The 13,511-nt window shown below is 35.5% G+C and carries 10 protein-coding genes; 9 read left to right on the top strand and 1 reads right to left on the bottom strand.

From position 1 onward, the window contains the following. Positions 1-6: 6 nt before the first annotated feature. A complete protein-coding gene (locus CHLWT_RS01580) occupies positions 7-1,665 on the bottom strand; it encodes an SLC13 family permease (protein ID WP_111999983.1) in 1,659 nt (552 codons plus the stop codon). A gap of 265 nt (positions 1,666-1,930) precedes the next feature. Between CHLWT_RS01580 and uvrA the strand changes: the two genes are divergently transcribed. The 9 genes from uvrA to CHLWT_RS01625 all read left to right on the top strand — a co-directional run bounded on the left by uvrA (position 1,931) and on the right by CHLWT_RS01625 (position 13,504). Then, positions 1,931-4,762 (top strand): excinuclease ABC subunit UvrA, encoded by a 2,832-nt coding sequence (gene uvrA / locus CHLWT_RS01585; protein WP_111999982.1) that lies wholly within the window; start codon positions 1,931-1,933, stop codon positions 4,760-4,762. A 474-nt stretch (positions 4,763-5,236) separates the two neighbouring features. Further along, a complete protein-coding gene (locus tag CHLWT_RS01590) occupies positions 5,237-6,106 on the top strand; it encodes a hypothetical protein (protein WP_111999981.1) in 870 nt (289 codons plus the stop codon). A gap of 32 nt (positions 6,107-6,138) precedes the next feature. Beyond that, complete coding sequence (gene nosZ, locus CHLWT_RS01595) at positions 6,139-8,733, top strand: Sec-dependent nitrous-oxide reductase (protein ID WP_111999980.1); 2,595 nt, start codon at positions 6,139-6,141, stop codon at positions 8,731-8,733. A gap of 235 nt (positions 8,734-8,968) precedes the next feature. Further along, positions 8,969-9,736, top strand: coding sequence for a hypothetical protein (locus tag CHLWT_RS01600; RefSeq protein ID WP_034963450.1), 768 nt, complete (start codon positions 8,969-8,971; stop codon positions 9,734-9,736). Then, positions 9,733-10,947 carry a nitrous oxide reductase family maturation protein NosD gene (locus CHLWT_RS01605; protein WP_111999979.1) on the top strand — a complete coding sequence of 405 codons (1,215 nt, stop codon included), beginning with the start codon at positions 9,733-9,735 and terminating at the stop codon, positions 10,945-10,947. The genes CHLWT_RS01600 and CHLWT_RS01605 overlap by 4 nt, the downstream gene beginning before the upstream one ends. After that, positions 10,940-11,623, top strand: coding sequence for a 4Fe-4S dicluster domain-containing protein (locus CHLWT_RS01610; protein ID WP_111948102.1), 684 nt, complete (start codon positions 10,940-10,942; stop codon positions 11,621-11,623). The genes CHLWT_RS01605 and CHLWT_RS01610 overlap by 8 nt, the downstream gene beginning before the upstream one ends. Next, positions 11,620-12,156 (top strand): c-type cytochrome, encoded by a 537-nt coding sequence (locus CHLWT_RS01615; protein ID WP_111999978.1) that lies wholly within the window; start codon positions 11,620-11,622, stop codon positions 12,154-12,156. The genes CHLWT_RS01610 and CHLWT_RS01615 overlap by 4 nt, the downstream gene beginning before the upstream one ends. Then, positions 12,153-12,602 (top strand): c-type cytochrome, encoded by a 450-nt coding sequence (locus CHLWT_RS01620; RefSeq protein WP_170253216.1) that lies wholly within the window; start codon positions 12,153-12,155, stop codon positions 12,600-12,602. The genes CHLWT_RS01615 and CHLWT_RS01620 overlap by 4 nt, the downstream gene beginning before the upstream one ends. 5 nt (positions 12,603-12,607) lie before the next feature. Then, positions 12,608-13,504: a NapH/MauN family ferredoxin-type protein gene (locus CHLWT_RS01625; protein ID WP_111999977.1), complete on the top strand. Its 897-nt coding sequence runs from the start codon at positions 12,608-12,610 to the stop codon at positions 13,502-13,504. Positions 13,505-13,511 lie beyond the last annotated feature (7 nt).

Here is a 13,511-nt window from a genome sequence, read left to right on the forward strand (position 1 = left end):
TTAAATTTAAATAGATAGATTAAACACTGCAACTCCAAGAGTCATAATTGTAAGAGTTATTAAGAATATTCCTATGATATTTAACCAAAAACCAGTTTTTATCATATCGCTGATTCGCACATATCCAGAGCCGTAGGCTATAGCGTTTGGCGGAGTTGCGACAGGTAGCATAAATGCGCAAGTAGCAGCTAGTGCAACAGGTACTGTAAATAACATAACATTGCTTCCATCATATCCAAGACCTAAAGCCACACCGGCTATTACAGGCAAGAACGCAGCTGCCGTAGCGGTATTTGAAGTGATCTCTGTTAGGAAAATAACAAGTGCAGTTACTATGAGTATAACCACAAGTATCGGCATAACGCCAAGTGCGCTTACTTGATGTCCTATCCATAAAGATAGACCTGTTTTGCTAAATTGAGCAGAAAGTGCAAGACCGCCACCAAATAATATAAGGATATCCCATGGAAGTTTCTTAGCCGTGCTCCAGTCTATAAGTCTCTCTCCACTTTTGTTTGCAGGAATGATAAAGAGTAATACAGCGACGCTCATAGCGACGATCGTATCAAGACTGCCTACTTTTATCCCGTATGCTTTTAGTATAAATCCAAGGAATATCCAGCAAAGTGCAGCCAAGACAAACACACCACCTACTAGCAACTCAGCTCTACTCATATTTCCTAGTTTTTTATACTCTTCATGAATGATTTCTTTGCCTCCTGGTATCTCATCTATCTCAGGTGGGAATAACCAATAAACAAGTATAGCCCAACAAATAGCAAGCATAGTTACGGCTAAAGGAACACCCATTATCATCCACTCTCCAAAACCGATCTCTACGCCGAATTCATTTTTCATATGAGCCACAAGAAGTGCATTTGGTGGCGTTCCTATAATAGTACCAAGAGAGCCGATAGAAGCAGCATAAGCGATACCAAGCATCAAAGAAATACCAAAATTTGAGGTAAATGCACTTGTTCTTGCTTTTACTTCTTCAACTATATCTTTGCCTTTGTGGATGACAGCACTTGCGATACCGCCTTGAGTGCCTTTACGAGCTATTTCATCAAGATGTCTCATATCTCCTTCTACGCTACCATCAACCTTACCAGTAGTAAGCTTACTAACTAAGTGAAGAACAGAAAGTCCTACTGGAAGCATCATAACAGCAGTGGCAGTATTGCTAACCCACATAGATAAAAATCCAGTCGCTACCATAAATCCCGCTACTAAACGACGCGGACTTGTTCCGATTAGTAACACGATACCAAGAGCTATTCTAGTATGTAGATTCCACTTTTGCATAGCAAGAGCTAGAACAAACCCACCCATAAACAGATATATAGTATCTGAAGCATACGGAGTGGCTGCTGATTTAAAGCTATCAACCCCTAAAAGCGGGAACAAAACCATAGGTAAAAGAGCAGTAGCAGGAAGTGCTATCGCTTCAGTCATCCACCATATACCCATAAGAACTGCAACAGCAGCGACTATAGGCAGACCATCGATATTTAGCTTTTTGCCATTTGCCGCAGCGTTTGCTATATCTCCGGCATTGCTTGGCATCATATAATACACCAAAAGGGCAGCCAAAATACCACCAAAAAGACCGATAATCTGAACGATACTGGTCTTTTTATCCACAGGAACATTAGGATTAGACATCATTCCACCTTCTTTTTATGATTTATTAATTTTAGATATCATTCTAACAATAAATTTAATCAATCAGTATAATTTTGCCTATATTTTTTATTTTTTTAGTAATAATGTGAATATATGTAACACTAAATTTAAATTATAAAAACAAATTTAAACATAAATTTTAAATCTTAGGTAAAATCAAGTTTTATATATAAACAAATTTAAGATAATCTGATATTAAAATTATTAAGATATAATTAGAACTTTTAAATTTAATGGATAAATTATGAATGAAACTATAAAAATAACAGGTGCGAAAGAGCACAATCTTAAAAATATTAGCTTAGAAATACCAAAAAACCGCCTCGTAGTATTCACAGGACTTAGTGGTAGTGGAAAAAGCACACTCGCTTTTGACACGCTTTACGCAGAGGGTCAAAGACGATATATAGAGAGCCTTTCTTCTTACGCAAGACAGTTTTTAGACCGTATAGGAAAACCAGACGTCGATCATATCGAAGGACTTACTCCTGCTATCGCAATCGATCAAAAATCAACAAGCAAAAATCCTCGCTCAACCGTAGGAACTATAACTGAAATTTATGATTATTTAAGACTTCTATATGCCAGGATCGGGGTTCAACACTGCCATAAATGTGGTAAAATCGTCTCAAAAATGAGCGCAAGTGATATCATAGATCAGATCACAAAGCTTCCTGATGGCGCTAAGATAACAATACTAGCTCCCATAGTACGTGAAAAAAAGGGAAGTTTCGCGGACGAACTAGAAAAATTAGCCAACAAAGGCTACGTAAGAGCTATGATAGATGGCGTTATGGTAAGACTAGATGAAGAGATAGAACTCAGCAAAACCAAAAAACACACTATAAAAGTCGTGATAGATAGAGTAGTTAAAAGCCCGGAAAACTCTTCGAGGATAGCAAGCGACGTCGAAAAAGCACTCCATGAGAGTTTTGGCGAAGTAGAGATCGATATAAGCAATGCTGAGGAGCTAAATTTAGAAAAGAGCTTTATACACTTTAGTGAGCATAATGCTTGTTTTGATTGTAAAATATCATTTAACACGCTTGAGCCATTAAGCTTTAGCTTCAACTCACCAAAAGGTGCTTGTCCTAGTTGTGATGGACTTGGAATCCGTTTTAGCTTAGATCTAAACAAAATCATCGATGAAAATCTCAGCGTAGAAGATGGGGCTATAAAAGTAATGTATGGATTTAACAAAAGTTATTTTTATAAATTTACTCTTGCTTTTTGCGAACAAAACGGCATAAATATTAAAACTCCTTACGGCGAACTAAATGAAGACGAAAAAAGGCTCATACTTTATGGAAATGCTAAAAATATAGATTTTTTATGGAAAAGACATAAGATAAGTAAAACTTTTGAAGGTGTCTTGAAAATAGCTTATGAGATCTTAAAAGACGATAAAGATTTTAGTGATTATATGACTGAAAAACAGTGCGAAGTATGTGGCGCTAAGCGTCTAAAACAAGAGAGCTTAGCAGTCAAAGTCGCTGGAAAAACCATAGGCGATATCATAGATATGAGCATCGAAGACTGCACTAAATTTTTTAGAAATAGTTCAAATTTTGCTCATCTAAATGACGGGCAAAAGATGATAGCTACGCCGATCTTAAAAGAGATAAATGAAAGGCTATTTTTTCTTTATGATGTCGGACTTGGGTATCTAAGCCTTGGTAGAGACGCTAGAACCATAAGTGGCGGCGAAGCGCAAAGAATTCGTATCGCAAGCCAGATAGGAAGTGGGCTTAGTGGCGTAATGTACGTGCTTGATGAGCCTAGCATAGGACTTCATGAAAGAGACACTTTAAAACTTATAAAAACGCTAAGAAATTTACAAGAAAAAGGAAACACAGTAATTGTTGTCGAGCACGACAAAAAAACTATAGAAGCTGCTGATTTTATCGTAGATATCGGTCCTGGGGCAGGGATTCATGGTGGAGAGGTCGTATTTGCAGGAATTTACGAAGAACTTTTAAAAGGTGGCACTCAAACAGCAGCGTATTTAAATGGTAAAAAATCTATAAATTATTATAAAGGCAGAAAACAGAGCGACTTTCTAAGCATAAGCAACGTAAATTTAAATAATATTTCAAATTTAAATGTCAAATTTCCACTTAGAAATTTAGTAGGAGTAACAGGAGTAAGCGGTAGTGGAAAAAGCTCACTCGTACTTCAAACTCTACTTCCAACTGCTCTTGAAGAGCTAAACCGAGCTAAAAAAGTACAAAAGATAAAAGGCGTAAAAATAGAAGGTTTAGAACATCTTGATAAAGTTATCTACCTTGATCAAAGCCCAATAGGTCGCACACCGCGCAGCAACCCTGCAACCTATACTGGAGTTATGGATGAGATAAGAGGGCTTTTTGCCTCTACAAAAGAGGCAAAACTCAGAGGATACAAGATAGGAAGATTTAGTTTTAACGTAAAAGGCGGTAGATGTGAAAAATGTAGCGGAGAAGGAGAGATAAAAGTAGAAATGCACTTTTTACCAGATATCAACGTGGTTTGTGATATCTGCAAAGGCTCTCGCTACAACGCCCAGACTTTAGAGATAGAGTATAAAGGCAAAAATATAGCCGAAGTTTTAAATATGAGCGTAGATGAAGCGCTTACTTTTTTCAAAGCCGTACCAAAAATTTACGCAAAACTAAAGACTATAAGCGACGTCGGACTTGGATACGTGACTTTAGGTCAGCCAGCAACCACTCTAAGTGGTGGCGAAGCACAACGCATAAAGCTTTCAAAAGAGCTCAGCAGAAGTGATACGGGAAACACTTTGTATGTGCTTGATGAGCCAACTACTGGACTTCATTTTGCAGATGTCGATAGACTAGTAAAAGTCTTGCATCATTTAGTAGATCTTGGAAACTCAGTCATAGTCATAGAACATAACCTTGATGTTATAAAAAACTGCGACTATCTGATAGATATGGGACCTGAGGGCGGAGCTGGAGGCGGAAAAGTAGTGGCTAAAGGAACCCCTATCGAAGTAGCTAAAAAATATAAAAAAACAGGCTCATTCACAGGTGAGTTTCTAGAAAACGAACTAAAAGATATGGGGCTTTTAAAATGAGTTTCCTTTTTTAAAATCAGTAAATAAGCAAACGCTATAAGCAGAAACAAAAATTATCAAATTTGTAGCGCGGTTTTAAATGAACAATTTTAATTTTATATGTCTGATAAGGTGATTTTCAGTAGTGATACGATACAAAATTTATTAAATTTAGTGCCAATAAATTTAAAAATACTAGTTATTTTCGGTGGCAAAATTGCAAGAAAATGACATACAAACAAGTAAAAAACGCTCTAAATAACAATAACATAAGCGAGTTTTTACGGAAATCTTAAACTCAAAACTTATTTAAAAGCTCTAATCAACCATTTTATGCTTTGCATTAGTTTGTTTATATTTTATTTAATTGCTGAAATATAACTATATATTATATTGATATGTAAATTTGTAAAAAGAATATTTAAATTTGATCAATATCAAGCATTATAAATTATAAATATGCTATAATTATCAATTATAAGGAAAGATTAAGTTATGTGTAAGTATGTCTTGATATTTTTTCTGTTTATCCAGTTTGTTTTTGGTAAGTGCGAGTTATTACAAAAAGCTAGCAATGACATTTTAAGTGTTGATTGTAGCCAAAATCTTATAGCTTATAACGATGACAAAACGCTATATATCAAAGAATCTAATAGCGCGAAAAATTTATTTGATCTAAAAGCAGGATCTGATGAGATAAGCGTAGTAAAGATTTATGATCAAAATGTTATAGTCGGTTTTGATAGTGGCTTTGCTATACAAACAAACATCAAAGGCTTTCAAGAAACATTGCTAGATCCTTTAAAAACAGGAGTTTTTGAGCGAGTTACTTCGATAAACTTAATTAAAGATAAACTGATTTTTACCTTAGGCAATAGCCATATAATCATATATGATACTATAAATAAAATTTATAAAAAATCAGACATTAGTCTGAATTCAAAGATAATCGCGACGAAATTTATAAACGGCTCTTTATTCATAGCCTGTTACGATAGAAATCTTTATAAATTCGATCTTGCTACTTTAAAACAAAGTCATATTTTAAAAGCTTCAAATTTGATAACTTATATAGAAGAATTGCACCAAAAACCACTTATCGGCTTGATAAATGGAAAACTTATCTATGAGCAAAAAATTTATGATGTAACGCAAAATCAGATAAGTGCTTTAAAAGTGAAAGATAAAAATATTTATGTGGGGGATTCTCGTTCAAATTTATATATTTATGATTCTGATTTAAATTTAAAAAACAAAACAAAGATAGGCGATGATACTATTTTTGGAATATTTATTGAGAATAGTGACATTGTAGTTTTATGGAATGCTACTATTTTCGCATGTGATTTTAATGGTATTAAGTAAATTGATACAAATCTTTTAAAAAGGAGAGTCTTATGAGTAGTTTTTTAAAAACGCCTCTAGCACTTAGTGCTGGCTTATGTTTGAGCTTAACTTCAATGTTTGGCGCAAGTGAGCTTGAAACTATCATGAAAGAGCGGAACTTGAGCGAAAAAGATGTTCTAGCAGCTGCTAAAACATATCAGCCAAGCGGTCGTAAAGATGAGTTCATCGTTTTTAGTTCCGGCGGACAAAGCGGACAGGTTATAGTTTATGGTGTCCCATCTATGAGGATTTACAAATATATCGGCGTATTTACTCCAGAGCCTTGGCAAGGTTATGGTTATGACAACGAGAGCAAAGCTATACTAAAAAGCGGAGCTATCAGAGGTAAAGAGATAAGCTGGGGAGATACTCACCACCCAAATTTCACTGAGAAAAACGGCGAATACGCTGGGGATTATCTATTTATAAACGATAAAGCCAACCCTAGAATGGCTGTTATTAGTTTGCACGACTTTGAGACAACTCAAATCGTAGTAAATCCTATCATGAAAAGTGAGCACGGCGGTAGCTTTGTTACTCCAAATACCGAGTATGTTATCGAAGCTAGTCAGTATGCAGCTCCTCTTGATAACAACTATCACCCGATAGAAGAGTATGAGGCTGTTTATAGAGGCGCTATAACATTTTGGAAATTTGATTATCCAAAAGGCAAGATAGATGAGAAAAAATCATTCTCACTTGAACTTCCTCCATATATGCAAGATCTAAGTGATGCAGGTAAGGGCGAGTCTATGGGTTGGGGCTTTACAAACAGCTTTAACTCAGAGATGTATACAGGCGGTATCGAAAAAGGACTTCCTCCGTTTGAAGCTGGTATGAGTAGAAATGATACTGACTATATGCACGTTTATAACTGGCAAATTTTAGAAAAACTTGTAAAAGATCCTAAAAATTACAAAATTATAAATGATCATAAAGTTATTCCTATAAGTGTTGCAGTTGCGAATAATGCTTTGTTTTTGATCCCTGAGCCAAAATCTCCACACGGTGTAGATGTAAGCCCAGATGGTAGATACATCATAGTCGGCGGTAAGCTAGATACTCACGCTAGTGTTTATGACTTCAGAAAAATCAAAAATTTGATTGACAAAAAAGACTTTGCAGGCAAAGATCCTTTTGGTATTCCTATTCTTGATATGAAAAAGGCTCTTCATGGACAAGTTGAACTAGGTCTTGGACCACTTCACAACGCTTTTGAAGAAAAAGACGGCATCATTTATACATCTTTGTATGTTGATAGCCAAATTGTGAAATGGGATTACAAAAATCTAAAAACATTAGATAGGGTAAATGTTCATTACAACATAGGTCACCTTGATACTATGGAAGGTAAATCAGCAAAACCTGTTGGTAAGTACGCTTTAGCGCTTGATAAGCTTTCAATTGATAGATTTAATCCAGTCGGTCCACTTCATCCGCAAAATCACCAACTTATCGATATAACAGGTCCTAAAATGGAGCTTATCTATGATATGCCTATCCCATTAGGTGAGCCTCACGACGTAATTTCTATAGCAGCTAGCAAATTAAAACCTGCTATGACATACAAAATGGGTACAAACTCAAGAACAGGCGAGCAATCAGTCGGTATGACTCTAGCTGGTCAAGAAAGAGTAGAAAGAAATGGTAAAAATGTAACCGTATATGCAACCTTAGTAAGGAGCCACATAAACCCAGAGCATATCGAGGTAAATAAAGGCGATAACGTTACTATCTACTTAACAAACCTAGAGCGTGCTCAAGATGAAACTCACGGTTTTGCAGTTGATCTATATAACGTTCATGCCTCTATCGAGCCAGGTAAAACAGCTAGTGTTAGCTTTGTAGCTGATATGGAAGGTGTTTTCCCTTATTATTGTACTGAGTTTTGTTCAGCTCTTCACCTTGAGATGATGGGTTATTTATATGTAAAAGATCCAAACAAAAAGTACGAGTCTGCTAAAAAAGCTAAACTAAAAGAGCTTAGCCCAGCAGAGCTTCAAGCAGAGTATAAAAAAGTCATCGAAACAAATAAAGCGACTGATGATGTTATCCAAAGTGTTGTTGCATTCTTAAAAGAAAAACACTTCGAGAAATATCCAAAAGTTAAACAACTTGTTGAAGATGCGCTTGAACAATACGGTAAAATAGCCGAAGTTAAAGCAAAAGCCGATGAGGCTTATAAAAAAGGCGATATAAATGGCGCGATACTTTGGGAATACCAAGTATGGCAATATATGGTAAAAACAGCTGACGTTGGTTTAAGAGCTAAAAATAACCTTACAAAAGCACTTGCAACACCTATGAGCAAAGTTCAAGCTCGTGGCGAAGAAGCGTATCTAAAAGGCGGATGTAATGGTTGTCATGTCATCGGTCAAGTAAGTTCTGGTCCGGATCTAACAGGTGTTTTACTAAGACACGAAAATGCTGAACAATGGGTATTTGATTTCATCAAAAATCCAGCTTCTAAGTATGAAGAAGATTACGTAAAAGCTATGATAAACTACTTTAATCTTAGAATGCCAAATCAACATATGAGCGATCAAGAGATCAAAGACATCATTGAATATCTAAAATGGATCGATGAGAATGCTGGTTTAAATTAATTTTAGCTTACCTTTTAGGTAAATTTGAGATCTTTGCTCTATGAGATTATCTTATTTTGAGTTAAAGATCTCAATAGAATTTACCTTAAGGTATATCTGAGATTTGTTTAGATCTAAATTTGGCAAAGTGTTTTTATAAGATGCTTTGCCATTAAACTCAATCAATACATAAATTTAAATTTATCATTAAACTATTTAGTTTAAGGCTAAATTTAAACGAAAAAAAGGAAGAAAGATGAAGAAGTACCAAATTTACACCGTGCTAGCACTTATATTGATGACGATCGGATTTACTATTCCAGTTATCGCATATCACGGAATGGGCGATAAGATAAAAAATGGGGTAAATTTACCTAGCTATGTTTATCCTGTGTATAATCTATACACAAAGATACAATACAAAAATCATCTTATGCCAGAAGATGTTAAATACAACCTTGCAAAGATGATAGAAACTAGGTCTGAAATAGGCGTTCCTAGTCTTCCTATTTGGTATGTTTCACTTGAAGCTCCAAACTATCCAAAAGAGGCATTTCCAGATGGAATCCCTGTGTATTTTCACGTAGATGGATATAGTGGCGATGTGCATGAGATGAATACTATAAATCACTATATCGGAATGTATCCTATGGAACACGGTGGCAACGTTGAGAGAGCTATAGCGCCTTATTATCTACTAGTTGCGACTATATTTATGCTTTTATACCTATACTATGATGGCAAAGGAAACTCTCTTTTACTTATACCTACTATAATAGCTCCGGTGCTATTTATGAGCGCATTTGTAGGTTGGCTTTACTGGTATGGACACAATATGCAAGAATGGGGTGCATTTAAGATCAAACCGTTTATGCCAACAGCCCTAGGAGATGGAAAAGTAGCTCAATTTACAACTCATTCATATCCTACTATAGGCTTTTGGGTGATGATGGCTATGAGCATACTTTGTATTTTAGCTATATTTTCAAAGAAAAAGTATCTAAAAGATAAGGACGCTGCGTGAGAAAAATTTGCTTTTTAGTCTTTGCTTTTAGCATTTGCTTGGCAAATCCTTTACAAGATGCTATAAATAGCGCTAATGACGGAGACGTTATAGAGCTAGGAAGCGGGGTTTATCAAGGAAATATCGTTATCACAAAACCCATAACTATAGATGGCAAAGATAGAAAAGCGATCATAAGAGGAGATGGCGACTCAGATGTTATAAAGATAAAAAGCTCTAACGTCAAGCTTCTAAATTTAACAATTGAAAATAGCGGCTGGTCTCATACTACTATAGATTCTGGTATAAGCTGCGATTCTGCTAATGGTGTAGAGATATCAAATAACTCTTTAAAAGATACTCTTTTTGGTATAAATTTCAAACAATGTAACGCCTCAAAGATAACAAACAATCTAGTTACTTCAAAGCCTGTTGATCTAGGACTTAGAGGAGACGCCATAAGGCTTTGGTATAGCCATGATAATCTAGTAGAAAATAACCATATCTATAAAAGTAGAGATATGGTTGTATGGTATTCGAGCAATAATATCATAAGAAAAAATTACGGCGAATACGGCAGATACTCTTTGCATTTTATGTATGCGGGTAAAAATTTAGTGGAAGAAAATATATTTAAATATAACTCCGTTGGGATATTTTTTATGTTTTCTTCTGGATCTTTAGTCAGAAATAACAAAGTCTTAAGCTCTACTGGAGCATTTGGCGTAGGTATAGGTATGAAAGATACTAGTGATTTTGTGATTGAAAACAACATACTTTCATACAATGCAAGAGGTCTTTATCTAGATCAGTCACCATTTCAGCCAGAAACTATAAATAAATTTACAAATAATCAAATTTTATACAACACGGTTGGAGTGCAGTTTCATGCCACTCAGCATAAAAGCATATTTTTAGATAATGATTTTGTTGGCAATATGGAAGTAGCCATAAACGATACTCCAGGCTCAAAGATAGCTAAAAATGAGTGGAGCGGTAATTACTTTGATGATTACGCCGGATTTGATAGAAATAAAGACGGCATCGGAGATATAGAGTATAAAAGCTTTGCGTATTTGGATTCGCTTTGGCAGTATTATCCAAATTTAAGATTTTTTTATGGAAGTCCCTCAATGAGTATTTTAAATTTTATAGCAAGACTTGCTCCGTTTTCCGAGCCGGAGCTCTTGATCACGGATCAAAATCCAAAAATGGAGCCTCATCATGAATAGAAGGGAATTTGCCACTTTTAGTATAGTAGCTCTTAGCGGTGCAGCCATAACAGGAGTTTTGGTAAATAAATTTCATAAACCAAGACTTCATTTAAGACCGCCAGGTAGCGCAAAACACTTTGAGTCATTGTGTATAAAATGCGGGCAATGCGTCCAAGTATGTCCGTATCATAGTATAGATTTATTAGGCGTTGATGATGGTATAAGCTTAGCTACTGCTTATATAGATCCTAGTAAAAGAGGTTGCTATCTTTGCGATCTTTTCCCCTGTGTTCTAGCCTGTCCTAGTGGTGCTTTAGATCACAATACCACGACTATCGCAGACGTAAGTATGGGCGTTGCAGTCGTAAGAGACTTTAGTAAATGTTACGCAAATTTAAACAAGCAAGTTTCATCTAAAGATGTAGAGCATCTGCTTGCTAGAGAAACTTTCAATGAAAGAGAAGAAAAAGCAAAACAGATCATAAGTGATAATGTAGGCAAGGCTTGTTCTTTGTGTATCGATGAATGTCCGGTAAAAGGTGCTATAAAATTTATAGAAATAGACGCAAAACTAGTTCCAAAGATAGAACCGAGTTGCGTTGGCTGCGGAGTTTGCGAGGAAGTCTGCTTTGCTAATGTTATAGAAATACTTCCTGATAAAACTTATAACGAAATTTACAAGGAAAACTCATGAAAAAATTAGCTATATTTACGATCTGCGTACTATTTTTTATAGGTTGTTCTGATGAAAAAAATAGACCAGAAACAAAATCTGTAGATCAAAATCAGACTTCTATTACTATCAAAAAAGGCGATGAAAACGCTAGTGGTATAAACAAATGGATCAGTTATGATATGGACGGAGCTAAAAATATCAAATTTGGTATAGGTGATGATAGCAATGAGACTACGAAATCAATCGGAGCTTTAGCTATGAGGCGAATGCCTCTGCAAAGTATAAATAAAGCTCTCATTCGCGGTCAGCTTAGCAAAAACTTTATCACGAAATGCTCGGCTTGCCATGATGATTATGCAAATGGTATCATAGGACCGTCTTTGCTTACAAAAAGTAGTGAAGAGATCTTTGATATGATAAAAGCTTATAAAACAAAGACAAAAGTAAATGTTTTGATGGCTGATCTAGTAAAGCCTATGAGTGATAAAGAGATAAATGGTCTTGCTAATGAGATAAGTGAATTTAATGCACAATTTAGGAGTAAAAAATGAGCATAGGAAAAATAATAGCGTCTATTTCGGGCGTTTTGGTTGTTGCTTTGATGTGCTATATGTTACTTAGCGGTGATGGTTCATCTGTGGCAAAAGATAGCACACCTAAGATAGAAAAACAAGAGGTTAAAGTCGTACAAAAAGAGGAAAATAGCTTCCAAACAAGTGATGAGTTAAATAAGATAAAAGAGCTAAAGCAAAGTGTTGCTCCTACAAATGACGGCGTTAGTAAGCTTTATTTAAAAAGCTGTGCTCCATGCCACGCAAAAGACGGCAAAGGCGTGATCGCACCAAGTATAGTCGGTAAAACAAAAGATGAGCTACTAGTGTCGCTTCATGATTATAAAGCAGGTAAAATGCCAAATAGTTTGATGAAAGGACTTTTAGACAACATCAGCGATGAAAATTTGACTATTTTGGCTGATGAGATATCTAAATTTAAATAATCGATATGAACAAATATAACGAGCGTCAAACAGTAGCAAACGCCGGTTTTTTCAGTACATTTATAAGCACGACAAGAGATGGAAAAAAACGCCCGAGTATAAGATTTTACCGTTATTTGAGTATGTTTTTAGTCCATCTCTTTTTTGTTTTGTCTTTCGTAGCCGACGTACAAGTCTTAGAAGGCGATATAACCGGATCTAGAATGATAGGATTTCACTTAGCAGATCCGTTTATCACTACAGAAGTTATACTCTCACGCAATGAATTTCCTATAAATTTGCTCATAGGCGCGATCACGATTTTATCATTTTACGTGATTTTTGCTGGACGTGCATTTTGTAGTTGGATCTGTCCGTATAATTTTTTTGCTGAGATAGCAGAAAGACTTAACGCAAAGTTAGTAAAAAGTAAAGTCATCAAACAAAGAGAATTTGATCCAAAAATCAGATATGTTTTTCTTTTGGCTTTTTGGGTTTTGAGTTTTGTTAGTGGATATTTGATATTTGAGATTTTCAACGTTGTTGGCATAGTTTCTAGATTTATCATATATGGCTATAGCGCGGCTATTTGGTGGGTTATTTTGATATTTTTAGGTGAAGTTTTCTTTAGTAGAAGGTTTTGGTGTAGATATGTCTGCCCAGTAGGAACGTTTTATTCTATCTTATCTAAATTTAGAGCTATAAAGATTAGTTGGAATAAAGAAAAATGCGATCACTGTGCTGTTTGTATGGACGTCTGTATAGTGCCTAAAGTTCTTGAGATGACTAAAGCAAAAAATAAAGATGCAAACGGCACTACATTTAGCGTCGTAAGCGGGGATTGTACGCTTTGTGGAAGATGTATAGATGTATGTCACCAAGATGCGCTTAGCTATGAAAATAGACTAAAAAAATTATTATAAGGACGTG

It is taken from the genome of Campylobacter hyointestinalis subsp. lawsonii, assembly GCF_013372165.1.
GTDB classification, from domain to species: Bacteria; Campylobacterota; Campylobacteria; order Campylobacterales; family Campylobacteraceae; genus Campylobacter; species Campylobacter lawsonii.